Origin of the sequence: Streptomyces sp. NPDC006435 (assembly GCF_040612315.1) — a bacterium.
Lineage (GTDB): Bacteria > Actinomycetota > Actinomycetes > Streptomycetales > Streptomycetaceae > Streptomyces.
In genome coordinates, this window is the sequence record NZ_JBEXPY010000007.1 from 102,387 (window position 1) to 126,046 (window position 23,660).

At 72.7% G+C, this 23,660-nt stretch carries 23 protein-coding genes; 8 read left to right on the forward strand and 15 right to left on the reverse strand.

Annotated elements, in window-relative coordinates; translation table 11 throughout:
- Positions 1 to 47: 47 nt before the first annotated feature.
- On the forward strand, positions 48 to 1,070 hold the full coding sequence (locus ABZZ04_RS10870) for a hypothetical protein (protein WP_356931861.1): 1,023 nt from the start codon (positions 48 to 50) through the stop codon (positions 1,068 to 1,070).
- Here ABZZ04_RS10870 and grpE read toward each other — a convergent pair.
- Together grpE and ABZZ04_RS10880 are read right to left on the reverse strand one after the other, a co-directional pair.
- Positions 1,039 to 1,656 (reverse strand): nucleotide exchange factor GrpE, encoded by a 618-nt coding sequence (gene grpE, locus ABZZ04_RS10875; RefSeq protein ID WP_356931862.1) that lies wholly within the window; start codon positions 1,654 to 1,656, stop codon positions 1,039 to 1,041. The genes ABZZ04_RS10870 and grpE overlap by 32 nt on opposite strands.
- 141 nt (positions 1,657 to 1,797) lie before the next feature.
- Positions 1,798 to 2,172 (reverse strand): hypothetical protein, encoded by a 375-nt coding sequence (locus ABZZ04_RS10880; RefSeq protein ID WP_356931863.1) that lies wholly within the window; start codon positions 2,170 to 2,172, stop codon positions 1,798 to 1,800.
- 576 nt (positions 2,173 to 2,748) lie between these two features.
- Between ABZZ04_RS10880 and ABZZ04_RS10885 the strand changes: the two genes are divergently transcribed.
- Positions 2,749 to 3,522, forward strand: coding sequence for a VOC family protein (locus tag ABZZ04_RS10885; protein ID WP_356931864.1), 774 nt, complete (start codon positions 2,749 to 2,751; stop codon positions 3,520 to 3,522).
- 185 nt (positions 3,523 to 3,707) lie between these two features.
- On the opposite strand, the gene ABZZ04_RS10890 is transcribed toward ABZZ04_RS10885, so the two are convergent.
- Together ABZZ04_RS10890 and ABZZ04_RS10895 are read right to left on the reverse strand one after the other, a co-directional pair.
- Positions 3,708 to 4,151, reverse strand: coding sequence for a cyclic nucleotide-binding domain-containing protein (locus ABZZ04_RS10890; protein WP_356931865.1), 444 nt, complete (start codon positions 4,149 to 4,151; stop codon positions 3,708 to 3,710).
- A gap of 460 nt (positions 4,152 to 4,611) precedes the next feature.
- Positions 4,612 to 4,767: a hypothetical protein gene (locus tag ABZZ04_RS10895; protein ID WP_356931866.1), complete on the reverse strand. Its 156-nt coding sequence runs from the start codon at positions 4,765 to 4,767 to the stop codon at positions 4,612 to 4,614.
- Between the two features lie 676 nt (positions 4,768 to 5,443).
- On the opposite strand from ABZZ04_RS10895, the gene ABZZ04_RS10900 reads away from it, so the two are divergent.
- From ABZZ04_RS10900 to ABZZ04_RS10910, 3 genes are all read left to right on the forward strand, one after another.
- On the forward strand, positions 5,444 to 6,475 hold the full coding sequence (locus ABZZ04_RS10900; RefSeq protein ID WP_356931953.1) for a helix-turn-helix domain-containing protein: 1,032 nt from the start codon (positions 5,444 to 5,446) through the stop codon (positions 6,473 to 6,475).
- Between the two features lie 294 nt (positions 6,476 to 6,769).
- Positions 6,770 to 7,456, forward strand: coding sequence for a peptidoglycan-binding domain-containing protein (locus ABZZ04_RS10905; protein WP_356931954.1), 687 nt, complete (start codon positions 6,770 to 6,772; stop codon positions 7,454 to 7,456).
- A gap of 149 nt (positions 7,457 to 7,605) precedes the next feature.
- Positions 7,606 to 8,316, forward strand: coding sequence for a C39 family peptidase (locus ABZZ04_RS10910; protein ID WP_356931867.1), 711 nt, complete (start codon positions 7,606 to 7,608; stop codon positions 8,314 to 8,316).
- 190 nt (positions 8,317 to 8,506) lie between these two features.
- On the opposite strand, the gene ABZZ04_RS10915 is transcribed toward ABZZ04_RS10910, so the two are convergent.
- Both ABZZ04_RS10915 and ABZZ04_RS10920 read right to left on the reverse strand, forming a co-directional pair.
- Positions 8,507 to 8,986: a hypothetical protein gene (locus tag ABZZ04_RS10915; RefSeq protein ID WP_356931868.1), complete on the reverse strand. Its 480-nt coding sequence runs from the start codon at positions 8,984 to 8,986 to the stop codon at positions 8,507 to 8,509.
- 183 nt (positions 8,987 to 9,169) lie between these two features.
- The gene (locus ABZZ04_RS10920) at positions 9,170 to 9,436 is read right to left on the reverse strand and encodes a hypothetical protein (protein WP_356931869.1); all 267 of its coding nucleotides are present in this window, start codon (positions 9,434 to 9,436) and stop codon (positions 9,170 to 9,172) included.
- A 508-nt stretch (positions 9,437 to 9,944) separates the two neighbouring features.
- On the opposite strand from ABZZ04_RS10920, the gene ABZZ04_RS10925 reads away from it, so the two are divergent.
- Positions 9,945 to 11,555, forward strand: a complete 1,611-nt coding sequence (locus ABZZ04_RS10925; RefSeq protein WP_356931870.1) for an oleate hydratase — start codon at positions 9,945 to 9,947, stop codon at positions 11,553 to 11,555.
- Between the two features lie 121 nt (positions 11,556 to 11,676).
- On the opposite strand, the gene ABZZ04_RS10930 is transcribed toward ABZZ04_RS10925, so the two are convergent.
- Positions 11,677 to 12,315: a sigma-70 family RNA polymerase sigma factor gene (locus ABZZ04_RS10930; RefSeq protein WP_356931871.1), complete on the reverse strand. Its 639-nt coding sequence runs from the start codon at positions 12,313 to 12,315 to the stop codon at positions 11,677 to 11,679.
- Positions 12,316 to 12,390: 75 nt separating this feature from the next.
- Here ABZZ04_RS10930 and ABZZ04_RS10935 point away from each other — a divergent pair, with 75 nt between their 5' ends.
- Entirely contained in the window at positions 12,391 to 13,308 is a 918-nt protein-coding gene (locus ABZZ04_RS10935; RefSeq protein ID WP_356931872.1) for an alpha/beta hydrolase, read from the forward strand.
- A 29-nt stretch (positions 13,309 to 13,337) separates the two neighbouring features.
- Here ABZZ04_RS10935 and ABZZ04_RS10940 read toward each other — a convergent pair whose 3' ends face one another.
- Positions 13,338 to 13,988 carry a maleylpyruvate isomerase family mycothiol-dependent enzyme gene (locus ABZZ04_RS10940; RefSeq protein WP_356931873.1) on the reverse strand — a complete coding sequence of 217 codons (651 nt, stop codon included), beginning with the start codon at positions 13,986 to 13,988 and terminating at the stop codon, positions 13,338 to 13,340.
- A 71-nt stretch (positions 13,989 to 14,059) separates the two neighbouring features.
- Here ABZZ04_RS10940 and ABZZ04_RS10945 point away from each other — a divergent pair, with 71 nt between their 5' ends.
- Positions 14,060 to 14,989 (forward strand): LysR substrate-binding domain-containing protein, encoded by a 930-nt coding sequence (locus tag ABZZ04_RS10945; RefSeq protein WP_356931874.1) that lies wholly within the window; start codon positions 14,060 to 14,062, stop codon positions 14,987 to 14,989.
- A 60-nt stretch (positions 14,990 to 15,049) separates the two neighbouring features.
- Here the strand turns inward: ABZZ04_RS10945 and ABZZ04_RS10950 are convergent, their stop codons facing one another.
- From ABZZ04_RS10950 to ABZZ04_RS10980, 7 genes are all read right to left on the reverse strand, one after another.
- Positions 15,050 to 16,225, reverse strand: a complete 1,176-nt coding sequence (locus ABZZ04_RS10950; protein ID WP_356931875.1) for a macrolide family glycosyltransferase — start codon at positions 16,223 to 16,225, stop codon at positions 15,050 to 15,052.
- Between the two features lie 254 nt (positions 16,226 to 16,479).
- Positions 16,480 to 18,303, reverse strand: a complete 1,824-nt coding sequence (locus ABZZ04_RS10955; RefSeq protein ID WP_356931876.1) for a hypothetical protein — start codon at positions 18,301 to 18,303, stop codon at positions 16,480 to 16,482.
- 98 nt (positions 18,304 to 18,401) lie between these two features.
- Positions 18,402 to 19,565 carry an abortive phage infection protein gene (locus ABZZ04_RS10960; RefSeq protein WP_356931877.1) on the reverse strand — a complete coding sequence of 388 codons (1,164 nt, stop codon included), beginning with the start codon at positions 19,563 to 19,565 and terminating at the stop codon, positions 18,402 to 18,404.
- 251 nt (positions 19,566 to 19,816) lie between these two features.
- Entirely contained in the window at positions 19,817 to 20,137 is a 321-nt protein-coding gene (locus ABZZ04_RS10965) for a hypothetical protein (RefSeq protein ID WP_356931878.1), read from the reverse strand.
- Positions 20,138 to 20,450: 313 nt separating this feature from the next.
- The gene (locus ABZZ04_RS10970; RefSeq protein ID WP_356931879.1) at positions 20,451 to 20,720 is read right to left on the reverse strand and encodes a hypothetical protein; all 270 of its coding nucleotides are present in this window, start codon (positions 20,718 to 20,720) and stop codon (positions 20,451 to 20,453) included.
- A 267-nt stretch (positions 20,721 to 20,987) separates the two neighbouring features.
- Positions 20,988 to 22,244, reverse strand: coding sequence for a WD40 repeat domain-containing protein (locus tag ABZZ04_RS10975; protein ID WP_356931880.1), 1,257 nt, complete (start codon positions 22,242 to 22,244; stop codon positions 20,988 to 20,990).
- Between the two features lie 607 nt (positions 22,245 to 22,851).
- The gene (locus tag ABZZ04_RS10980; protein ID WP_356931881.1) at positions 22,852 to 23,589 is read right to left on the reverse strand and encodes a class I SAM-dependent methyltransferase; all 738 of its coding nucleotides are present in this window, start codon (positions 23,587 to 23,589) and stop codon (positions 22,852 to 22,854) included.
- Positions 23,590 to 23,660: the final 71 nt, after the last annotated feature.

Here is a 23,660-nt window from a genome sequence, read left to right on the forward strand (position 1 = left end):
GGTACGGTCCGTACCGTAAAAGTTTCCGTGCGGAGAGGACATGACACATGCGTGCCAGAGGCATCAGTTACGACACCGGCTTCGTCCGGGGCGGAACCGTCGGGCGCGGCGACTTCGACCCGGAGCTGGTCGGGCGCGAACTGCGCGTCATCCGCGACGACCTGCACTGCAACGCGGTCCGGATCATGGGCGGCGATCCGGACCGGATCGAGATCGCGGCGGAGCTCGCCGCCGGCCTCGGCCTGGAGGTCTGGTTCTCCCCCTACCCGCTCGAACTGACCACCGACGAGATGCTGTCGCTGTTCGCCGACTGCGCCGGGCGCGCGGAACGGCTCCGGCGCCGGGGAGCCGAGGTCGTCTTCGTCACCGGCGCCGAGCTGAGCCTCATGAACAAGGGGTTCCTGCCCGGCGACGGGCTGGACGAGCGGGTCGCACTGCTGGCCGACCCGCAGCACGTGCACGAGCACATCGCCGGGGCCCGTGCCCGGGTCGACGAGTTCCTCGCCGAGGCCGTTCCCCTCGTTCGCGAGCGCTTCGGCGGGAAGGTGACCTACGCCGCCGTACCGCTCGAAGGCGTCGACTGGTCCCTCTTCGACATCGTGTCCCTGGACCTCTACCGGTCGGCCGAGACCGCCGACCGGTTCGCCGAGGGGGTCCACGGCCTCGTCGCGCAGGGAAAACCGGTCGCGATCACCGAGTTCGGCTCGGCCTGCTACCGGGGCGCCGGTGACGTGGGCGCCCGCGGTCTGGAGATCGTCGAGCACGACAAGGACACCCGTGTGCCGCTTCGGCTGAACGGGGAGTACGAGCGTGACGAGGCCGGACAGGCCGCGTACATAAGCGAGTTGCTCGAAGCGTTCGACGCCGGGGGCGTCGACAGCACCTTCGTGTTCACCTTCGCGCTCCGCGACTACCCGCACCGTCCCGACGGCGGTCCGGGCGAGGACCTGGACCTGGCCGGCTACGGCGTCGTGAAGGTCTTCGAGGACCGTTCCGGGACCGCCTATCCCGACATGCCGTGGGAACCCAAGGCCGCGTTCACCGCCCTCGCCGACTTCTACCGCGGCTGAGCCGCACGGAGGGCTTCCGGGCGGGGGCGGGTCCTGTCACCTCCACCTGGGCGGGGCGCAGGAGATGGCCGCCGACCCGGTAGCCGTACCGCAGCACCTCGGTGCACACGGCCGCACGGGCCGCGCCCGAGGCACGGAAGGCGACCGCCTCGTGGGCACGGGGGTCGAAGGGCTCGCCCACCGCCCCGACGGTGCGCAGACCGAGCGCCGCCAGCCGGTTCTCGACCACCCCGGCGAGGGCCGCCGCGCCGCGGTCGTCGCCCCGTGCGCGGACCTCCTCCACGACGTCCAGGACCGGCAGCAGACCGGTGAGGACGTTGGCCACCGCGATCTCCCGGACCGCCAGGCGGTCGCGGCGCACCTGCTTGCGGTAGTTGTCGTACTCGGCCTTCACCCGTTGCAGGTCGTCGGTCAGCTCCGCGATCCGCTCGCGCGGCCCCGTCCCGTCCTTCGGCTCCGTCCGGCCGGTCCCCGCCGCGTCCCGGCGATGCCGGGGCGGGAGCCCGGCCGGGGCGGCCCCGTGCCAGTCGCGCACCGGCACGAGCGACCGCTCGCCCGGCCGGCCGGGGTGCGGGTTCTCACTCATCCGGCCTCTCCCTTCCGCTCTTCGTCGACGGTCGTCGCGTGGACGGCCTCGTCGTCGCCGGAGGTCGCGCCCCCGGTCGTGCCGTTGCCGGTGCCTGCGCCAGTCCGGTCCGGTCCGGGGCGGGGCGGCGGAAGCGTTCGGTCACTCCACCCCCAGCCGGTCCCGCGGGGCCAGCGGCAGCAGGGCGCCCATCGCCTCCTCGGGGTCGGGGACGAAGACCGCCAGCCGGCTGTACGGGGCGCCCCGGCGCAGCTCCACGCACAGCACCGGTCTGCCCTCCCGTATCGACACGAAGTCCCGTCCCTCCTGAAGCGGGCGGACACCCGCGTACAACCGTCCGGGGATCCAGGTGCCCCGGCCGCGCTCGCCGCGCAGCGCCCGCCACCAGTCGGGCTCGACACGGGGGCGGCGCAGTGCCGTGACCGGGACGCGCACGTCGCGGTGGCGCGCCATCGCCTTCTCCCACCAGGACAGGCGCACGACGATGTCGGTGCCCTCGACCACCACCCGTGCCATGTCCGCTCCTCGTCGTCGCGCCGGTGCGCCGGGCACGGACCGGCCCGGGCGGGTCCGGGAGCTCGGCGGTACGGCCGGTGGAGGACGCAGCCGCGCGGGGAGGCCCTTCGCCGGAGCTGCGGGAGCGCGGTCCTCCGGCGCACGGCGGCGTTTCCTCACTTCCATTGTCCTCGCCCGGCGGACGGACCGGATCGCCCCGAGACTCCGGAGCCGGAGCCGGAACCAAAGCGGGCGCGGGCCGCCGAGGGTTGTCCGGGCCGGGGTGGTGCGGGATCGGGCGCGGGCGCCGTGGTGTTGATGTGCGGTGGGGTGCGATCGGCGCCAGGGTGGGGACAGGGGTCCGGCACGGCGGTGACGCGGTCATGGTGTTCCCGGCCCGCCGCGGCACGCCGGATGAGCCGTGCGCACGGGCGGGGCCCAGTAGTCGGGGCGCCGCTTCGGTATCCCGACGGCAGGTGGGCACACGCACACGGTGCGGCACCGGCATCGGCACCGGTGGTCCGGGCCGGCCCTGGGCCGACCCCACCGCCCTGCACGTCCGGGGGCTGTCCCTCCACGCATCCGAAGGAGTTCCGAATGACGACCTCCGACAAGATCATGCCGGTGATCGGCGCGCCCTGCTGGGTGAACCTGCTGACGCAGGACCTGCGTGCGGCTCAGGCCTTCTACACCGACGTCATGGGGTGGAAGTTCAGGGACAGCGACCTGGGCGACGACTTCTCGGTGGCACTGGCACGGGGCGAGCCGGTCGCCGGGATCGGATGCTGTCCGGGCGGAAGCCATCCGGCCGTCTGGACCCCGTACTTCGCCGTCAAGGACGCGGACGGGACGGCGGGCCGGATCAACGAGCGCGGTGCCACGCTCGCCGTCGGCCCTCTCCCGCTGGGCGAGGGCCGGGCCGGGATCGCCGCCGACCGCGACGGGGCCGTGTTCGGGTTCTGGGAGGGCCCGGCCCTGTCCTGGCCGGTGGGGCTGTGCGGTGCCCCGGTCCGGCTGGACCTGCGGACCCGGGACGCGTTCGACGCCGCGATCTTCTACGCGGAGATCTTCGACTGGGCCCGCCCGCCCGGCGGTTGCACGGTCGACTACGCCCAGGACCACATCGTCGTCCAGGCCTCGGGGCGCACCGTCGCCACCCTGCGCGGCGGGGGCGTCGAGGACTCTCCCGACCCCGAGGTCCGGCCCCGCTGGAACGTCGACTTCCACGTCCGGGACAGCGGGCGGGCCGCAGCGGCCGCCGTCGCGGCCGGGGGCGAATCGTCACCGGTTCCCTCACTCACCGGTACCCCGGAGGACGCCTGCGTCATCCGCGACTCCGACGGCGCCCTCTTCACCGTGTCCGGTGTCTGAATCACCGTGTCCGGCGTCCGACGGCAGCCACCTCGTCCAGCGTACCCACATCGCCCGCGTCGACCGGGCGGGTGCGGGGCCGTCCGGGAGCGGGCAGGCGTGAGCCGCGCCGGTCGTCCGGGGTGGTCCGGGCGAGCGGCGGGGCGGGGCCGCTCCTGCGGACAGGGGCGGCCCGGTGGGTGGTCTCAGGCCCGTGCGACGGATTCGTAGAGGTCGAGCAGCCTGCCGCGGGTCGCGTGCAGCCGACGGGTGAGCACCATGCCGACCCACTGGCTGATCTCGAATCCGAACTCGGGGTCCGACCGGCACAGGGCCCGTACCCGGGCCGCGTCGAATTCGTGGGCCCGGACGGGGCTCAGTGTCTCGGCGCCCAGCTCCCACTCGTAGGGCGGGAAGAGCCAGGACAGTCCGACCAGCTCGCCCGGCCCCAGGGTCTCGATCTCCGCGCGGCGCCGGTTGGGCAGCTGCGAGTCGAGGGTCACCGCCCCGGTCTTCAGCACCCAGAAGCGGTCGGCGGCGGTGTGTTCCTCGAAGAGCCGCTGTGCCGCGGGGAAGTGGACGTCTTCGGCAAGGCTCAGGAGGTGGTCACGGCGTGCGGGTGGCAAAGACGTGATCTTGAGTGTGGTCATCGGAGTACTCCTGCGAGGAGCGGCTCTCCGCGGCGGGCAGGACCCTCGGGTCACTCCATGGAGCCGTTCCGTCACCACGACGCACAGCTCCCGGGAGATGGCGTACGAGGAGGTGCCCACGCGCATCGCCCGTGCGGTCACGAGGTTCTGGCGACCTCTCGTAGAAAGGTTTTTCCCCCGCCGGGGCAGAAGTACGCAGCCGAGGCCGTGTCTCCGTGTGCGATCACGCCCCGCCCGCGTGAGGGTCGGAGCACGGGCGGTGGTCCGGCGGCACCCCGGCCCCTTCGCGGGACCGGCCCCTTCCCCGGTGCTCCGGTCCGCTACCCCACCCGTACCCCACCCGCGTCGTATGCCGGGGCCCGGATGTCCGGGGCCCGTTCCCGCCCCGTGGTCCGCCCCGGCCCGTGACGGCGCCCGCCGCACCGCGTGACGGACGGGAACGGATCGTGTCCGGGCTTCGTCAGGACCCGACCGCGGCGATCACCGCACGGCCGTGCCGCAGCAGCCGCTCGTCGTCGGTGCAGCGGTAGCGGTTCCGGCCCCGGCCGCCCGTGTTGTCGCGGCGCCGGGCGGAGGCGAGATCCCGGCGGAGCGGCGGGGCCGCGGCGGGCCCCATCCGCGCCCACTCCTCGGCCGCCCCGCAGGAGGTCTCGTTCCACCGCGCCTGGGGAGGGGAGCCCGGCCCGGCCGTCACCCGTTCGGCCAGGGCCTCGGTCGCCGGCCCGCCGATGGCGTACAGCCGCTCCGGTTCATCGGCCGCCCACCGGACGATGCGGGGTTCGGCTTCCCTGATCCGCTCGCCCAGGAGCCGTACGGACTCCTCGTGCGGGCCCCGCCGGCCCGTCAGGAGCAGACCGCTCGTGTCGATCGCTCGCGCCGCTGGCCCCGGTCAGGGCTGCGCAACTGGTCCTCCAGCAGCGCGAAGCGTTCGGCGACCCGGTCGTCCGGGCGTAGTGCGGTTCCCTGAGCAGATCGGTCGCCCAGGGGCCCGTACCCCGCCCCGGTGCGACGCCTCGAGCCGACGCGGGTACGAGATCATCAGCGCGGTCAGGGCCTCTTCCGTCGCCGTACGCACGGTTCATGGACGCCCGGTCGACGTCGTCGATCCCCGTGGACATGATCGGAAGTCCGCCGCACGCCGCTGACAGGAGACGGCCGGCCCCGTCCGTCGTGTCCCGCGAGCGGGGCTGCCGGGTGTCTTGACAGGGGCCGTCGGACGGGGATCGGCTGGGGCTCCGCTCCGTCCCGTACGGAGTTCGTCCATGGAGTCGGGTAACGGGGGTCGACTGGCCGTGCTGCGCGTGTACTTCACGTCCGAGGACCTGGGCCGGGTGCGCGTCGCCTCGGGTCCGGACCATCTGTGGGAGATCAGCAACAGTGTGCAGACCCTTCAACGGCGCGACGGGGAGGGGGTGTTCGGCGAATGGCGGCGGTGGGTGCGGCCGCGCCTCTCCGACAGTTGCAGATTCCTGTCGCCGCTGCTGCCGCCCCACGGCTGTTCCCCGGACTTCCTCACGCCCACCCGCGGTGGTGGCGAGACGTTCCAGGCGGCGGTGGACACCCTGGTGCGCACCCCCGGTCCGCGGCTGCGCAGGGATCTGGCGCGGGTGGCCGCCTCGCGCCGCCTTCCCGGCTGGACGGACGCGTTGGCGGGCGGGGACGGTGACACCCTCCTGCGGCTGGGGCACGCCCTGCGCACGTACCACCAGGAGGCACTGGCACCGTTCTGGCCGCGCGTCCACGCCCACATCGACGCGGACCGCATCGTCCGGCTGCACAGCCTCCTGGACGGCGGGACGGAAGGTCTGCTGGCCGCTCTCGGACCGCGGCTCCGCTGGCGGCCGCCGGTGCTGGAGGCCGACTACCCCGTGGACCACCACCTCCGTCTCGACGGCCGCGGGCTCATCCTGCAGCCCTCTTTCTTCTGCTGGCCCACGCCCATCACGCTCGCCGACGGGGACCTTCCCCCCGTCCTGGTGTACCCGATCGACCACGCGATGGACTGGGCCCGGCCCGCGCCCCCGGAACGGACTGGTGGCGACGCGCTGGGGGCGCTGCTCGGGCACACGCGCGCCTCGGTCCTCCGGGCCGTTCGCACCGGCTCCTCCACGGTCGGCCTGGCCCGGCTCCTCGGGGTGACGCATCCGGCGATCAGCCAGCACATGAAGGTGCTGCGCGCGGCCGGTCTGGTGACCACGGTCCGCGGGAACGGGCGGTCGTTGCACGTCGCGACCGCGGAGGGGCGTGCGCTGCTGCGCAGTTGCGGGCGCGGGGAGGCGGCCGGTCCGCCGGGGTGGCCGACACCGCCCGGCGCCACGCGGTAAGCCTGGGCTTTCGGGCCTTGCGTCTGTCATGGGCACGCAAGGATGCTGGGAACCGTCGCGCGCATCCCCCACCCCCCACAGTCCCTCCCCCACCGCCTCTTCCCCACGCCCCGTCACCAACGCCCGTTCCAGGCCCGGTCACCCCACGACGTGCCCCGAGCACCCCTCGGGGCCCCGGGCCTGAGCGGTCGTGCCGCGCGACGCGCACGGCAGCGGGGCGGCGGGGGCGACAGCCCCACGCACGGGGCGGACGGGCGGGGTGACGCCCCGTACGAAGGAGATGAAGCAGTGGCATTGCGCACTGCCCTCGCCCGCACCGCGGCCGCGGCCGCGTCGCTCGCCGTCGCCGGCACCCTGTTCGCCGCCCCCGGCGTGGCCCGGGCGTCCTCGTTCCGCAACCCGACCGCCGAGGCCGGGGAGACGGGCCCGGGCCACGGTGTGGCGCGGTTCCAGGAACGGCACGGGCTGCCCGCGACCGGACGGGTCGACGGCGCGACCGCCGACGTCCTGCGGCACGCCTCCGATGCCGAGTTGCTCCGCACGTTCCGTACCGCGGCCGACCTCGGACCCGAGGAGCTCGCCAACGCGCGCACCGTCATCGGTGTCGGCAAGGGGGCGGGCATTCCCGAACAGGGTCAGGTCATCGCGCTGATGACGGCCATGCAGGAGTCGAAGTTCGTCAACTACCTGGTCCCGGTGGACCATGACTCGCTGGGCATCTTCCAGCAGCGTCCCAGCACCGGCTGGGGCACCCCCGAGCAGATCACCGACGTCGCCACGTCGTCGAAGTCCTTCTACGGCGTGGCCCCCTTCGGCAGCAATCCCGGGCTGATCCAGATCGACGGGTGGCAGACGATGCCGCCGGGCGAGGTCTGCCAGGCCGTGCAGGTCTCGGCGTACCCCGACCGCTACGCGCAGTGGGAACCGTTCGCCCGCGACCTGCTCGCCCGGGAGAGCCCCACAGTGCCCCCGATCCCCTGATACCACCCCGGCCGCACCGGCCCGCGCACAGCACACGCGTTCCGGGCCACAGCCACAGCCACACACGCACAGGCACAGGCACAGGCACCGCCGCACGGGCGGTCGTGCCCTCCTCCTCGTTCTCTCTCCCACCTCACCCAGGAGCCCTCATGCGCAAGAGATTCCTTTCCGCGGCAGTCGTCGTGGCCGCCCTCGGGGCGTTCGTAGCCCCGGCCGCGGCCCGGGCCGAACCCGCCCGGCCCGGCCCGGTGTCGGTGCTCGCCCACGGCTCGAAGGCCGGAACCGCCGTCGTCAGCGGACACGACGAGCCGGGCACCCGGTTGCGGGTCGACGGCGTGAGGACGGCGAGCGCGCACACCCTGCAGATCGACTACCAGGTGCAGCAGACGGGTTACTGGTGCGGCCCCGCCGCGACCCGCATCGCGCTGTCGGCACGCATCGCCCCGCCCAGCCAGGGTGACCTGGCCTGGCAGCTCGGTACCACCGAGGCGGGCACCGACCACATCGGTCAGGTCACCGGTGTCCTCAACGCGAACCTCGGCACCGGCTGGTACGAGACCAAGGAGATGCCGAACGATCCGCCCACCCAGGCCCAGCGGGACCTGTTGTGGAGGGACATCGTCCTGGACATCGACAACAACTACCCACTGGTGGCGAACATCGTCGCCCCGCCGGGCAACCAGCCGCCCGGCTACCCGTCGGACCAGACGATCTACCACTACTTCACGGTCATCGGGTACGACGACGCGAACCGCACCGTCCTCATCGCCGACCCGGCCTCCTTCGGCGGCAACCAGATCTACTGGCTCTCCTTCGACCAACTCGCCACCCTGATACCCCCGAAGGGCTACTCCGCCTGACCCATGGGCACGTCCCCCATGGACCTGCCGACGCACGAGGCGGGCGACAGCGCGGACCGGCCGCTGTCGCCCGCGTGCGGGGTGGTACGCAGGCACGGGCCCGGGTGATTCCGACGTTCCCGCCGGAGGCGAACGAACCGGTGTGCGGCGCCGGAGTCACCGTCCACCCGCTCGCCCCGCAGGGCATGGGCTACGCGGGCCAGACGACCCGGCCGTCCTTCACTTCGAGCACGTCCGGCATCAGGTCCTCGTAGAACCTCAGATACCCCAGCCGGACCGTCGTGTCATCCGGGAAACGGTGACTCCCGTGCGCGCGGGCGGCGAGCCAGCCGAGCAGTTCGCCCAGCTTCTCGAATTCGTCCGGGTGGACCTCCTGGCGGGAGGTCAGCGCCCAGCCCTTCCGGGGCGGCTCGTCACGGACGGCGAGTGCCGAGCAGAGCGCGCCGCCGACCTTCCAGGCGCCGCCGTTCACGGCCAGCAGCGGGGACGGATCGTCCTCGACCACCCACTCCCCCGACTCGTCCTCGGTCATGAAGGGGAAGTCGGTCACGATGGACAGCTGCTCGGGCTGCGGCCCGGCTCCCAGGTGCCAGCGCAGCTCGGCGACCTCCTGCTCGGAGAGCTCGTCGCGCAGGTCGACCGCGATCACCAACTCGTAGATGTCACTCACGCGACGCACCCTACAGAAGGGGTCCGACAGATCCCGCCGGCCCGTTGTCGCCCCGCTCCTGCGGGCCCGAACCGGAATGCCGGCGGCGACGTCACGGGCCGGCCGCGGCGGGCCGTGACGTCGCCGCCGTTCTGGAACCCGGGCCGGGACCGGGGCCGTTCGTGCCCCGGTCCCGCTCCGGGCTCAGGACTCGTCGTTCACCCAGAGCTGCCACTTGCCGCTGCTGGACGGCTTGCAGTCCCACTCGGCGTAGGCGGAGTTCACACCATCGTCGTAGCACGCCTGGTGGGTGCGGTAGGTGCCGACGTAGATCCACGAGTCGGCGATCGGCGCGACGGACGTGGTGCTCGTGCCGGAGGTCGCGGGCGCCGCCTGGGCGGTGGCGGAGGCGGCGCCCAGCAGCAGGGCGGCTCCCGTGGCGGCACCGGCGAGCACGAGTCGAGTACGCATGTCTCTCCTTCGGGTCGAAGCGTTGGCTGTCGGAATCGATCCTGGGAGCGGCGGTGACGCGAGGGGAACAGGGGACGGGTGTCCCGGACGCGTCCGGGACACCGCCCGGAGCAGGGTCCGGGCGCGCCGAGCAGGCGTTCTCGCCCCGGGAGGCCCGGAGCTGTCCGGCAGGTGTCCGGGCGCCGGGACGGGACGGGACGAGCGCGGGACGGGACAGGGAAAAGGGGCGGCGGTCTCCCGTCCCGGGCCCGTCCGCGCGCGAACGGGCCCGGGCGGGCGGGTCTCCGGGGGTGGATGGCCTCCGGTCGGCGGGCGGCAGCCGACCGTACCCCTCCGCACGGCACTGGGCCGATCGGGTGGAACCGAACGGCGGGGCCGGGTGCCCATGGGCTTCCGTTCGCGGGGCGGGCGGGGCTGGGAGAGGCTCGGGAGGGCAGAGGTGGCCGGTGTGGTGGTCCGTCGGGTCTTCCGGTCGCCGCCAGTCCGGCCCGACGAACCGGAGGACGCCATGCCGGCATCGCCGAACTCCAAGGTCTATCTGGTGGGCGGGGGAATCGCCTCGCTCGCCGCCGCCGCGTTCCTGGTGCGCGACGCGGGACTGCCCGGGGAGAACGTGCACATCCTCGAACAGTTGCACATCGCGGGCGGTTCGATGGACGGCGCCCCCGCCCCCACCCCGGAGGGCGGCTACGTGACCCGTGGCGGGCGGATGTTCGAGGAGGAGCACTACGTGTGCCTCTGGAACCTGCTGGAGTCGATCCCGACCCTGGACGATCCGGCGGTCTCGGTCAGGCAGGAGTTCCTGGCGTTCAACATCGAGCACCCCACCCACGCCAGGGCTCGGATCATCAACGGCGACCGCTCGATCGCCGACGCCTCGCAACTGGGCCTGGATGCCCGCGACCGGGCGGACATGACCCGGCTGCTGGCCCTGCCCGAGCGGGTCATCGGTGCCCGGCGCATCGACGACTTCTTCCAGCCGCACTTCTTCACCACGAACTTCTGGTGCATGTGGCGGACCACCTTCGCCTTCCAGACCTGGCACTCGGCGATCGAGCTGAAGCGTTACTTCCTCGCCTTCGTGCAGGAATTCGACCGCATCCACACGCTGTCCGGGGTGCGCCGCAGCAAGTACAACCAGTACGACTCGGTGATCCGGCCGATCCAGGAGTGGCTGACCGCCCAGGGGGTGCGGACCGAGTTCGGGGTGACCGTCGAGGGCGTCGACTTCTCCGGGCCGGATGCCCGCCGGGTGTCACGGCTGCACGTGGAGCGGGCGGCTTCCGATCCGGACTCCGGTGCCGGTACCGGCACCATCGAGCTGGGCCCCGACGACTTCGCCTTCCTGACCCTCGGCTCGATGACCGCGGACACCACGTACGGCGACCGCACCACGGTCCCCGAACTGATCAGGGACAAGCGGGACGGCTCCTGGCGGCTGTGGGAGTCCATCGCCAGGAAGGCCCCGGACTTCGGCCGCCCGACGGCGTTCTGCGGCAACATCGACGAGACCAAGTGGGAGTCGTTCACGCTGACCATGAACGGGCGCGTCCTGCTCGACCGGATCCAGGCGTACACCGGCAACGTGCCCGGCGAGGGCGCGCTGATGACCTGGAAGGACTCGCGCTGGCTGCTGTCGATCGTGGTGCCTGCGCAACCGCACTTCCGGGACCAGCCGAAGGACATCCACACGCTGTGGGGCTACGCGCTGTTCGGCGACGTCCCGGGCGACCACGTACCGAAGAAGATGGACGACTGCACGGGCGCCGAGATCCTGGACGAACTGCTCGGACACCTGGGGTTCGACGACATCGCGGACGAGGTCCGGGCCACCACCAAGGTCACCACGGTCCAGATGCCCTACATCGACGCCCAGTTCCAGCGGCGCGTGGTGGCCGACCGGCCGCTGGTCGTGCCGGACGGGGCGCAGAACTTCGCCTTCCTCGGGCAGTTCGTGGAGATCCCGGAGGACGTGGTCTTCACGGTCGAGTACTCGGTGCGGTCGGCCATGAAGGCCGTCTACCACCACTTCGGCGTGGAGAAGGCGATCCCGGCGGTCTACCACGGTCTCGCCGACCCCCGGATCGCCTGGTCCGCCCTCCGCACCGCCTTCTCCTGACCCGGGTCCTGCGGGCACCCCGGTCCACCCGGGCGGCCCCGGCCCGATCGTCGGGGCCCCGGGGCGACCGGAATCCGGGACATCCGGGTTCCGAGGCGGCCGGGGTCCGGGCCGGGCCCGGTCAGTCCTCGTGCGGCACCCGGCCGGGGGCGGGCGTCCGGGCGGCCGTCCCGAGCCGGTCGCGCTGGAGCCGGTGGGCGAGGGCGCGGCGCACGGAGGCCGACGCGGTGGCGGTGACCTCGGCGGGCACGTCGAGGCCGCGGCTGATCCGGTCGTACGCCTCCCGGTAACCGCCGGGCAGCTGTTCCCGGTGCGCCCCGAGGTCCTCCTCGACCAGGCGCCGCAGCTCGTCGACGTTCCGGGACGTGAAGCGTTTCCGCCCCCGGGCCAGGGCGTTCACGCAGCGCGTGCAGCGGGCGGTGTCGGGGAAGGCCTCGGAGATCTCCTCGGCCAGACCCCACAACCGCCCCTCCAGCCAGGGAACGTCGCCCTGGTCGAGGGAGAGTTCCGTCATGGGCGGCGGTTCGTCCGCCCCGCCCCTCGCCACCTGCTTGGACACGGCGGGCTGACTCATGCCGGCGAGCCGGGCGATCCTGTCCTGGGTCCAGCCGAGGCCGACGAGCAGTTTGATCATCTCGGCGCGCAGCTTCCGCGTCTCCTCCCCCGCGCGGATGACCTCGTTCATGTCGGCGAGCATGCGCCCGGCCTGTTCTTCGGTCAGTTCCCCGAGGTGCCGGGGGGTGTTCTCTTCGCCTGCCACAGCTCGGTTATACACCCTGACCGACTTCTCATAACCTGGTTGTACAACCAGGTTATGAGTGGCAGGCTTCGCGCCATGCCCACTTTCTCCGCACCTGATGGAACCCGGCTCGCCTACCGTGCGCACGGCGACGGCCCTCCGCTCGTCTGCGTTCCGGGAGGCCCCGCCGACTCCCGCTACCTCGGCGATCTCGGCGGCCTGGCCGCGCACCGCCGGACGATCGTCCTCGACCTGCGTGGAACCGGCCGGTCCGCGATCCCCGACGACGCCTCCTCGTACCGCTGCGACCGCCTGGTCGACGACATCGAGGCCCTGCGCGACCATCTCGGCCTCGCCCGGATGGATCTGCTCGGCCATTCCGCCGGTACGAACATCGCGGTGCGGTACGCCGCCGAGCATCCGGACCGGGTCGGCGGGCTCGTCCTGATCGGCCCCAGCGTCCGGGCCGTCGGCCTGACCGTGACCGGGGAGATGCGGCGCGAAGCGGCACTGCTGCGGAAGAACGAACCGTGGTTCCCTCCGGCGTTCGCTGCCCTGGAGGCGCTCGTCGCGGGCACGGGGGCCGGATCGGGAACGGGGGCCGGATCGGGAGCAGGGACGGGAGCGGGAACAGGGACGGGGGCCGGATCGGGAAAGAAGGCGGGAACAGGTGGTGGCTGGGAGGCCGTCGCGCCGTTCCTCTACGGCCGTTGGGACGCCGCGGCGCGGCGCCATCACGCGGACGGGCGGCCGGACAACGAGGAGGCCGTCGCCCGCTTCGGGGCCGACGGCGCGTTCGCCCCGGAGGCGACCCGTGCGGCGCTCGCCGCCCTCGGCTCGCCGGTCCTGCTGCTCACCGGCGAGTTCGACCTGAACAGCCCGCCCCGGTCGACGGCCGAGTACGCGGAACTGTTCCCCGACGCCTCGTTCGTGGTGCAGCCGGGAGCGGGCCACTTCCCCTGGCTCGACGACGCCGACCGGTTCGTGGCCACCGTCGCGGGTTTCCTGGGCTGAGCCGGACCCCCGGCCCGCGGGCGCCGGTGTCAGGCCCGGGTGAAGCGGCCGCTCGGCCCGCCCCGCAACCGGCCGGCCGGGAGCTTCCGGCCGAACGTGACCAGCAGGAGGTCCTGGGCCGCGCCGTACACCGGCGTACCGGTGCCGAAGGACCAGTCCAGGTCGTCGGCGCACAGCCGCACCCCGTCGATGTCCGCCCCGAAGAACTTGAGGCCCCGGGGGCGGGTCGCGTCGAGCAGGACGCGCAGCCGGTCCTCGGGGACGCGCCGGTCGGCGCCGAGAGCGACGGTGACGTCCAGTCCGTGCACCACGTCGTGGCCGAGCGCCGCCGCGAGCCCGCCGACCGGCGGTTTCCACGGGTGGTGCGCGTTGTCCCGCAGGAACTCGGCGAGTTCGGCGGTGGAGTGGACGCGCGCGTCGCGGCGGGCGACCCGGTCGGTCATCCGGTGGAGCCCGCCGCGCGCCTTCACGAGTTCGGCGACGGTCGCGGGCAGCGAGTACCGGAATCCCATCGACATATGGGCCGCGACCTCGCGCACCCGCCATCCCGCGCAGAGGCTCGGCTCGTCCCACCGGTCGGCCCGCAGATCGTCGAACAGGTCCGCCAGTTCCCGGCGTTCCGCCGCGATCATGGCCCTGATGCCGATCCCGTTCCCCGTGTGTTCGGTCGTCTTCCCCATGCGTTCAAGGGTGCTGGGGTCTCACCCATAAGTCCAATACCTGATCATGCTCCGATCTAGAATCACTGGTTATGGAACTTCGGCAGCTCCGGTACTTCGTCGCCGTCGTGGAGGAGGGCGGTTTCACCCGTGCCGCCGCCCGGCTGCATCTCGCCCAGCCCGGGCTGAGTGCACAGATCCGCAGCCTGGAAAGGGAGTTGGGGCAGCCACTGCTGGACCGATCCGGCCGGTCGGTGACACCGACCGAGGTGGGCCGGGCCGTACTGCCGTACGCGCGGGCCGCGTTGGCCGCCGTGGAAGGGGTGCGGCAGACGGCGGACGAGTTCGGCGGGCTGCTGCGCGGCCGGGTCGCGATCGGGCTCGTCTCCGGAGCCATCAGCCACTCCTTCGACGTGGCCTCGTTGTTCGCCGACTTCCACGACGCCCACCCCGGGGTGGAGATATCGCTCGGCGAGGCCACCTCGGAGCAGATGCAGACCTCGCTCCTGGCCGGGGAGCTGGACATCGCCCTCCTCGGGCGGACCGAGGAGGGCCCGTCGGCCGGTCTCTCCTTCCAGACCGTGATCGACGAGGTGCTGGTCGCCGCCGTCGCGCACGACGACCCGCTCCTAGCCCGGGGCGACCGCACCCAGGTCCCGCTGACCGAGCTGCGGGACCGGCCGCTGATCTGCCTGCCGCGCGGCACCGGGGTGCGCGCGGTCTTCGAACACGCCTGCTCCCGGGCCGGGTTCCGGCCCCGGATCTCCTTCGAGGCGGCGGCCCCGGCCATGCTCGCGCAGCTCGCCGCACGGGGGCTCGGGGTCGCCGTGCTGCCGGCCGGTGAGGAACCGTCCGACGGGCCGCTGCGCATGCTGCGGATCGTCCGGCCCGAGCTGCGCGGCCGGGTCGTCCTCGCCTGGCGGTCGTCCGGACCGGCGGGGCCCGCCGCCCGGTCGCTCCTCGCCCGGCTGCGCGAGGCACTGCCGGACCTGCCGGACCCGTCGGCTCCGTCACGGGACTGATCCCGCCCGCAGGGGTGGTGAACGGCCGGAAGCCGGTTCACCACCCCGCCCCGGAACGGGTCAGTCCAGCATCTCCTCGATGAGGTCGGCGGCCCGTGCGGTGCCGCCCTCGGCGCGCGCGGCGGACCGGAGGCCGGCCGAGCGGCGCCGCACCTCCGGGTCGGTGACCAGGTCGTTCAGTGCGGTGCGCAGCGCCTCGGGGGTGGCCTCCTCGGTGTCGATGCGGCGGGCCACACCGAGTTCCACGAGCCGGTCGGCGTTGAAGAACTGCTCGGCGCCCTGCGGGACGGCGATCATCGGCACACCGGCCATCAGCCCTTCGCCGCTGCCGCCCATGCCCGCGTGGGTGACGAAGGCGTCGGCCTGTTCCAGGATCGCCGGCTGGGGCACCCAGGAGTGGACCTCGACGTTGGACGGGATGTCACCGAGTTCCTCCGGGTCGGTGTACTTCCCGATCTGGAGCACCACGTGCCAGCCGGGCAGGTCGCCGTAGGCCGCCAGACACCGGCGGTAGAACTCCGGCCTGCGGGTGTACGCCGATCCCAGGGAGATCAGCAGGACCTTCTCGGCCCCGGCGGGGCGGGTCCAGGTCCTCTCGTCCTCGCGGGGGCCGGGGCACGGTCCGACGAACGTCACCGTGTCGGTGTCGACCCGGTCGGCGTACGGCTGCATCGCGCGGGGGATCAGGGCCAGGGCCCGCGAGGGGCGGCCGGAGAAGGTGTCCACGTCGGTGGTGGACGCCCCGCAGTCGACGAGCCAGCGCGCGAACTTCGCCCGGTACGCGTCGGCGCCGGGAAGTTGCCGCTGCCCCGCGCCGATCTCCTGCTCGTAGCCCTGCCAGGCGACGAACGTCGGGGACAGCTGCATCAGGGGACGGCCCTGGATCTCGGCGAGGGCACGTGCGGCGTAGGCGCCGATGTCGTACAGGTAGAGGTCCGCGGGGTCGTGGTCGTAGACGGCGCGCAGCCGGTCGAGGGACTGGACGGCGTTGTCGAGGAAGAGGTCCATCGCGGCGATGGGGTCGTCCGGCCAGTTGTTGTCGGCGACCGGGAGCGTGGAGGCGCAGGGGACGAACTCGGCGCCGGTGGCCTCGATCCGTTCGGCCACGACGGGGTCGTTGGCATAGGTCACCCGGTGGCCGCGGGCCACCAGTTCACGGATGACGTGGATGCTGGGCAGGACGTGGCTGACGGCGGGGATACCGATCATCGCGACATGGGCGCGGCGACGGGACATGGGGGAATCACTCGTTTCAGGTCTGCGGCGAAAAGGGAATGGCGCATCGGTGCGCCGCGGCAGCAGGGAGAAGTCCTGGTCACAGGGCGCACAGGGATGTGCCGGACGGGAACGGGGTGTTGCCCCGTCCGCTTCAGCCGTAGATCTGGTAGAGATGCATGCCGAGCACCTTACCCTCGCATCGTGCGGCGCGTTCCTGATTTTCCGGCGCCGTGAGATGCCCGCGGCGCCGGAACGGGAAGGGAGCGGAGGAGTCAGTCGCCCTGGCCCTCCGTCTCGCGCGACGACCGCCACGCCTCGGTGAACAGTTCCGGCAGGGTGCCCGGCAGCCCGGGCAGGTGCATGACCTTCCTGTCCTCGCCGGCGCCTGCCAGCCGGGCCCCCAGCAGCCGTGCCTTCCCGCACTCCATCGGCGGCAGCGGCTTCGCGGCGTGCGCCCACGGGCCGGGCAGGAAGACTCCGCGGCCGGCGCGCGGCCGCTTGTCCTCCACCACCAGACCGCGTTCCACCAGTCGGGCCGCGGCCTGCTTGTGGCGGGCCGGGGTCCACCCGTTCCAGCGGCGCACATTGCGGTCGGACGGAACGGCGAGCGTCAGCAGCTGGAGATACAGCGCGGCCGGGTCCTCGGGCAGGTCCAGGGTCTGCGCCACTTCCTCGACCAGGTCCGGTACGCAGGCGCGCGGATCGGACTCGTACCGGCCGGGCGGCAGGTCGGCGGCGATGATCCGGGCCATCATCCGGTCGCAGGTGCCGTCCGTCAGCCAGTCCCACCGCCACGAAACGGTCCGGCCCTCCAGCACGCCGGCCTCCGTCACGCCGGTCCTCAGCACCCCGGCCGGGGAGTCGCCGCGGGCCAGCACCTTGCGCAGCACGCGGACGACCTCCGGTGCCCCGTTCCGGACCGGGTCCCCGGCGGGAAGGTCGGCGTACGCCCAGGGCAGGCCGGTGAAGACCGCGTCGACGAGGCTGTCGGCGTCGGGGAAGCCCATGACGTCCCAGATCGTGCACAGCTCGCGGTACCGGTCCGGGCAGGAGGGCCACGCCCGCAGGTAGAAGCCGGGCGGCAGGGGCGCCCGCTCCGGGTCCAGGAAGAGATGGCACAGATCGGTCGCCGGTATCCGGGTGCCCAGTGCCAGAGCGGCCTGCCAGGTCCGCTCCGGCGGCCGGGGGCGTTTGCCGTGCCGGGCGTTCCAGGCCTCGGCGGTGCGTGCCGCGACCCGGCCGAGGCCACCGGGCTCCCACAGGTCGGCGGGGTCCTCGGGGAGCACGTCCGCGAGCAGGGCCATCCGTCCCCCTTCCCGCAGAACCCCCAGCTCCTCCCGCCCTGATTCGAGTTCAGCGGCCTTGAAACCGAGAGCCGCGCGCTCGTCGGCGTCGAGATAGGGAACGTAGTAGCTGCCGGCACCGGGGTTGCCCGCGAGGATGAGCGCGGCCGCCGGTCGGCTCGTCCCGGCGGCGTCGCTCAGTTCGACGACCGCGGCCGGGTCCCAGGGCATCGGCCCCCGCTCACGGATCAGGGAGACCAGGCGGCGCAGTTGGTCCCGGCTGCCCCAGCCGCGGTGGCAGTCCTCGATGTACCGCAACTCGTGGTGGGGCGGTCGGACGCAACCGGGCGGGAGGGCCTCCAGGTAGGGGCGGTCCTTCCGGGCCGGGAGCCACCGGGCGAACGCGGAACCGTGTTCGTCGCGAACGGTGAACGAGCCCTCCCCCTCCAACCGCCCGAGGCGGAAACGGTGGTCGGGATCGACGAAGGGGGTCTGCGCCCACATCTCCAGGAAATTCAGCAGCACCTCGCGCCGCTCCGGCAGGGTGACCGGCGAGGCGGCCCGCAGCGCGACCACTCCCACCTGCCCGATGAGGTGGACCCAGCTGGCGTCACCGGCCAGTACCGGTCCGCCCTCCCCCTCCTCCGGCGTCCAGGTCCCCGCGATGTAGCGGCCCGTGCGCTCGATCCTCACCAACTCGTCGTCGTACCAGGAGCCCCCGCCGCTGACGAGTCCCTGGAGGGCCGAGGTGACTCTGACGCTCTTCCACTTCCGGGCGACCCACGGAACGGTGTTCGAATCGGTGCTGTGCATGGTCACCATCATGACCCGCCCCACTGACACACCCCCGGTCCGGCCCCGCCCCCCGCGCGGGGCCGGACCGGGCTTCTTCCGCCCGGTTCCGGCGGTGATCAGCGGCGTCGGGCCCGGCCGTAGCACTGGGCCAGTGCGTGGAAGGCCTGCTTGGGTTCCCAGTGCCAGTCGGATTCGGGGTCGTCGAACCGGTCCTTGACGGGTTTGACGATCGCGTAGCCCACCTTGTCCAGGTCGAGGTGGGGGTCGGTGGAGTACGGGGCGTCGGCGGTGACGAACTCGAAGGCCATCGCCGCATAGAGGTCCAACGACTCGAAGATGCCGAGGAGTTCGGTGAGGTAGGCGGCCTGGGTGCGTTCGCTGCGCACCAGGTCCTCCTTGATCCTCGGCGGTTCCTGGGTGTAGTCGACCACGTCCCACCCCATCCCGCCCGCTTCGGGCGCCCCCACGTACGCGCACGTGCCGAACTCCGTGATCGCCAGCGGCTTTCCCCAGCTCAGGTACTTCCGCAGCTCACGGACGTGGTCCGCGCGGTTCGGGTAGGACGAGTAGTAGTCGATGCCCACGATGTCGAACAGGTTCCAGTCGACCTCGTCGTCCTGTGCGGCGGCGTACGACAGGTTGCCGCCGAAGACCGAGCGTCCGACCGCCGCCGCCCGCCGGGTGAAGGCGTCCAGGCGGCGCATCATCAGTTCGGGGTCGAAGTTGCCGGCCATGAGGTTGCGGATGCGTTCCTGCGCGTTGTCGCCGGGGACGATGCCCGGTACGAACAGCCAGAACTCGCATCCCACGCTCAGGTCCGCGCGGGCTCCCTGCCGGCGCAGCCGCTCCAGGTGACGGCCCGTCTCGGCGAGGTGGTCGAGGATCTCGTGGGCGGGCCGGTCGCCCAGGGTCGGCTGGAGCCAGACGTGCAGCCCCCGTTCGGCGGCCTCCGACGCGGTGGCGTTGAGCCGTTCGACGCCGTCACCCGTCACCTCGATCGACGTGGCGTGCAGGTCCTCGGCGATGGCGTGGACATCCGCGCGCATGCGGGTGGTGCTCCACGCGGTGGCCGGCTTCTCGCCCGCGCCGACCGTGTAGCACACCCCCCGGTGCCGCAGGCCGCGGCCGCCGTCGCGCTTCCCGCTCCGGCTGCCCGGCGCAGCCGCCCTCGCGGGTGCGCCGGCCAGGAGGCTCCCGGTCGCCGCTGCGGCCCCGATCGCCCCCGCCCCGGCCAGGAACCGGCTGCGGCTGATGCCTCGTCCGTGTTCGTCGCGATGCACTGTTTGCTCCCTCTCGGTGGGCGGTCCGTGTATCGCTGTCAGTCTGTTCGGCGGGGCCGGTGGGGCGGATCGGCCAAAAGTCTGCGGACGGCCGACCAAGGGATGAACCCATGGGAACCCATGGCGACGAAAGGCTGCCCCGGTGTGACGGAGCGAGACATCTGTCGCCTGGGCAGCGCGTCTGTCACCGCGCTGCCTGTGACGAGGCCGCGGCCCCCCTGGTGTCCCGCCGCGCTCAAGCCGGCGGATTCTCACTCGATCTCATTCGGGCCGGCAGATTCCTGCCGACCGGACTGTGGGCGACGGATCCGTGCGACGCCCTTGTCCAGGTCCACGCCGAGTGGCGGGCCCTCGGCAGGCCGGACGTTCTTGCGGACCCTCTCCTGCTCCATCGCCCGCTTCACCGCTTGTGCCGCCGGGGAGAACTCCTCCGCCAGCGCCGCGGCACGCCCCTTCGTCCTGCGGTAGTAGATCCATCCTCGGCGCTCCACCCACAGCAGAGCGCGATCCACCAGGATCAGGCAGATGCCGGCAACGACGCCGACTGCCACCACGAGCAGAGCGCTTCTCATACCACCGAAACGCAGCAGCCCTCTGCCGCGTTCCACGCCCCAGCCACAGGTGCGGCTGCACGACGACCCCAACTTCCGTGCAGGCCATGCCGTTCGTGAATGCCAAAAGGCATCGCTCCCAAGTGACACGGCAACCGGGGGAGGTCATCGGCTCGCCGTCCGTCGGATGCACTGCGACAGGACGATCACGCCGCTGCGGGGTTTCACCGGTGACGGAACCCGGGGAATTCCACGCCCGCGGAATTCCTGCGGGCCCGGTCCCACCGGAGGCTCCTCGCGCACACGCGCAGAGGCCGTTCCCTCGGTCCCAGGTTCAGGTCGAACGATGCCCAACGGTGCGGATCTTCACCAGGTAGGTCAGCGGCGCTCCCGTATGGACCATGAGCAGCCGCAGTTCCTCCTTCTCCGCCGTGGTGATCGCGACGTCCTCTTCCGACAGCGCTCCGACGAGGTCGGGGACCGCGATGTCCCAGGCGCCCGCCTGCGCGGCGGTGAGAATCATCTCCCTGTACGTGGGGCCGATGCGCGGCGCGAGACGCTCGACAGCGAGCGCGGAGCGGCGCAGGTACTCATGCACGTCCATATGTCCCCCAGAGCTGTTGGTCTCTCCGTCCTGCTTCGCCGGCCGACGAACACGTCCGCCGTCGACTCATCCGTCGCCCGCGCCCACCCTATGGCGCGATCGGCACCGCAATGCGACGGTCGACGCCGAACGGCCTGCCGGAACCCCGCCGGCGGGCCGTTCCCGTCACCCCGCATGTCCGTCGGCAGCAGCACGCGGATTCCGGTTCCCCACGGCAGTCGGCAACGGACTTCCGCCTCACGGGCTCCTGCCCGGCCCGCGGGGTTGTCAGGCGCGGAGGACGACGATGCGGCCGTTGTCGCCCCCGCACGCCAGCAGATCACCGGCGTCCGCGTGGACGACCCGGTAGGTGCGGCCCGTTCCCGTGTGCAGCTCCGGGTCGAGGAGCGCGGTGCCGGTGGCGGGGTCGTGCAGCGCGACCTTATCGCGGCCGCCGGCCGCGAGACGGGTGCCGTCGGGGGAGAACGTCCAGGCGTAGCACGTGCCCCACCGGTCGGCCCGGTACTGCTCCGGGAGCGTCCGCCGGTACGGATCCGGGACCGCCCACGCCAACGCGCCCGTGTCGAGCGCCATGGCGAACGGGCCCTCGACGAAACCCCCGTTGGCGATCAGGAGCCGCTCCGTCGGGTCGAAACCGAGCACCTCCACGCCGCCGCAGCCGGCCGCGGCGCGGCGCTCCGGGTCCAGGTACGGGAACGGGAACCCGTGGCGCTGCACCTGTCGGCCGGTGTCGACGTCCCAGACCTCGACGTGCGCTGGGCCCGTCCCGAACGCGAGCGCCAGCAGCCGCCCCGACGGGGACAGGGCACCGGCCCGGCACTCGGGCTGCCGCGCCGCGTCGAGGTCCAGCAGCGGTGCGCCCGCGGCGTCGAGGACGCGGACCCGGTTCCCGGCGTCGAAGACCAGCAGCCGTGCCCGGGCCCGGTCCCAGGACGGCTGCACGCAGAACGGATTGAAGTCCGAGGTCTGCCACTGCTCGTAGGAGGCGAGGGTGCGCGAGGTGCCGGTGGCGAGGTCCAGGTGCCGGGTCTCCCCGTTGAGTGCATAGACCACGCCCTGCCCGGCGGCGTCGAAGCGGACCGTGTGCACGAACGTCTGTCGCTCGCCCGCCGGCTCGGTGTGCACCGGGCGCCGGACGCCGGTCGCGACGTCGACCAGGTGGATCTCGGCGCCGTAGGCCCCCTTGAGCATCGTCCCGACCACGAGCGTGCGCCCGTCGGGGTGCACGTCGAGCGCCCGCGACGAACAGTGGTTCGGTGCAGCGGCGACCAGCACCGGCTCTCCGACGGCCGCCTCGGCCGGGTCGCGGAGCATCACGAACCCGTCGTGCAGCCGCTTCCGTGTCTCTTTCGCCAGGGCGTATCCGGCTTCGGTCGGCGACCCGCAGTCCTTGGCACCGTGCCGGGGCTTGCCGGATTCCCCGCTGCGGCTCTCCCTGCGCAGCGAATCGCCGTCCACCCACAGGCGGGCGTATTTGGGCTTCGGAAAGCCGTGATGCACCAGCGTGATCTCATCCGTGTCCACGAGGCGGAACCCTAGTCAGGTGCACCGACAGGGGCGTGGGGTGTGCCGTCCGGGGCATCGCGAGCAGCGCGCTGATGCGGTGGCGGGCGTACGGGAGCCCCGGACACTGTCCGTCCTCCCCGGGATCGTCCGGACGGACAGCGGTTTCGGGCGAACCGGCCGTCCGTTCACAGCGGATGCCGTTGTGCGGTCGCGCGTCGAAGTGGGGGTGGGGGCCGGGGGGAGCATGGTTGTGGACCAGCCGACGGAGACACCGGGACAGGGGCCCTGCGGGCCAGGAGGACGGTTCCAGGTCCGTGCATCCGCGTCGCCGCGGTGGCCGACAGGGCCGTCGTCCGACGGGCACGACCGCTGCGCGTACGGGGCGAACGAGGTCTCGAACCGGTGCAGTTCCTCGTCCCGCTCCTCGTCCCGCGCCTTGACCCCGCCGAGGGCGCACGGTCTTCCGGAGGGCAGTGCCGGGGTTGTCGTCCCACGGAGCCGGTCGACGGATTCGCCGTCCGGCCGGGCATCCCGGCGCAGGTGCCCGTGGCCCTGCCGGGTGCGGTGCGGCCGGACCGCATGGGGGCGGGCGGGTGTCGTGGACCCGTACCTGCTACAGGGCGGGTTACCGGTCCGGGTCGGGGCGCCGGGCGAGGAAGACGAACTCGCGGCCCGGCCGGTCGGGGGCGTCGCGCACGTCCTCCACCACGTATCCCCGCGCGGTCAGATCGGCCTCGATCTCCTGCCGTTCGCGGAAGCGCAACGTCGAGTCCGACGTCAGCACCTGTCCGTCCGCCGCGAACGCGTAGGTCCAGCGGAACGTCACCAACGGACCGCTGACGTCGACCAGTCGGACCCACGTCTCGACCTCGCCGACGCCCGGAATGTCCGTGACCCGGTACGATTCCCGGCGGTTCCACTCCTCCCAGGCGCGTCGGGCCGGGTCCCGTGTCTCGAACACGAGGAGGCCGCCGGGCCGCAGTGCCTCGTGGGCTCCCCGCAGGGTCAGCCGCCACGTCCCGGGGTCGACGATGGCCTGGGCGACGTTCGCCGTCATCGTCGCGAGGTCGGTCCGCAGGGGCGGCAGCGCCGTCGCGTCGCCGTGGATCCAGCGCACCCGTTCGCTGCCGGGCTTGCCCCGGGCCACGTCGAGGGAGGCCCCGGCCGGGTCGACGCCCACGACCTCGATCCCCCGGTCGGCCAGCAGGAGTGCGAACACTCCCGTCCCGCACCCGATGTCGAGCACGCGCCGCGCCCCGGACGCCTCCGCGATGCGCACATACGTGTCGAGATCGCTGCGATCGGGGTCGAGCACGTCGTAGATCGCGGCGAGCCGCGGATTCGTGAAGCCCTCGTCAGCCATGCGGCCGACCGTATGCCGGGAAGCGCGCGGACGGCCAGCGGGTTGTGTTCCCGGACGTTCTTCCGCCGACG